The organism is Streptomyces pseudogriseolus, assembly GCA_002154585.1.
Lineage (GTDB): Bacteria > Actinomycetota > Actinomycetes > Streptomycetales > Streptomycetaceae > Streptomyces > Streptomyces pseudogriseolus.
Genome location: MUNG01000518.1, coordinates 1 through 1,242 on the forward strand (window position 1 = coordinate 1; position 1,242 = coordinate 1,242).

Consider the following 1,242-nt stretch of genomic DNA (forward strand, 5'->3'; position numbering starts at 1 on the left):
GCCCGCGCCAGCTCCGGCCGGACGCCGGGTGGGGCGACCGGCCGGAGCTGGCGCGGGCCTGCCGGCTGTCGATGGGGATCGCGATGGTGGCGATGCTGCTGACGATGTGAGGGCGCGCAAGGGGCCGTTCGGCCGCGGGCGCGGGACCGTTGTCTGCGTCACTTCGGACCGCGGGTCCGTATCCAGGGGGCGTCCCGCACTTCTAGGCTGCTGCCATGATCCTCCCCGCGGTCCTGCTGCTGCTCGGTGTGCTGACCGCCGTCGTGGGTCCCCGGCTGCTCGCCCGGGCGGACTGGCCGGACCGTGAACCGGTGGTGGCCCTGTGGGCCTGGCAGTGCGTGATCGCGACGGTGCTGCTGTGCTGCGCCCTGTCGATGACGTTCAGCGCGGCGGCGGCCTGGCGGGCGGTCGGCGGGCATGTGTTCACCGGCGCGCCGGTGGCGGTCGTGGAGGCGTACACCCTGGGCACGGGGGGCCTGTGGGCGCATGTCACCGCGGTGGTGCTGGCGTGCGGGGGGCTGTGGAGCGGGGCGATGCTGGTGCGGGAGATCGCGCGGGCCCGCGCCCGCCGCCGGGCCCGCCGTGCCGAACTGCGGCGCAGGGCGCCGCTGCTGCCCGGCGAGGAGCCGGGCTCCGACCGGCTGGTGGTGCTGGAGGGCGACCGTCCGGAGGCCTGGCGCCTGCCCGGAAGCCCGCCCCAACTGGTGGTCACCACGGCCGCGTTGCAGCGTCTGAAGGGACGGCAGCTGGACGCCGTGCTGGCGCACGAGCGCGGTCACGCGCGTGCCCGGCACGACTGGCTGCTGCACTGCTCGTCGGCGCTGGCGGAGGGCTTCCCGCAGGTGCCGGTGTTCTCCGCGTTCCGGGACGAGATGCACCGGCTGGTCGAACTGGCCGCGGACGACACGGCGTCCCGCCGGTTCGGCCGGCTCACCACCGCCCTGGCCCTGGTGGAACTGAACGAGGACCGCGGGGTGTTCGGCCCCTGCCCCACCGCGCACGCGCACGTTCCGGCACGGGTCGACCGGCTGCTCGCCCCGGGCGACCGGCTGACCGCGGGACGGCGGCTGCGGCTGACGGCCGTCGCGTCGCTGGTGCCGGCGGTCCCGCTCCTCGTGGCGTTCCTGCCGGGATTGCGGGCACTGGGGTAGGCGACGGCCCCGACGCGGCCGGACCGCCCGGCACCGGGCCGGTCCGCGCCCCCTGAGGACCGGGCGTGCCGGGTCCTCAGGGGGCGCGGAC

1 protein-coding gene is annotated in these 1,242 nt (G+C 76.7%); it reads left to right on the forward strand.

The features are described 5' to 3' along the window. The first annotated feature begins 215 nt into the window (after positions 1–215). Entirely contained in the window at positions 216–1,151 is a 936-nt protein-coding gene (locus CCN29_RS32070) for a M56 family metallopeptidase (protein WP_086686047.1), read from the forward strand. Positions 1,152–1,242 lie beyond the last annotated feature (91 nt).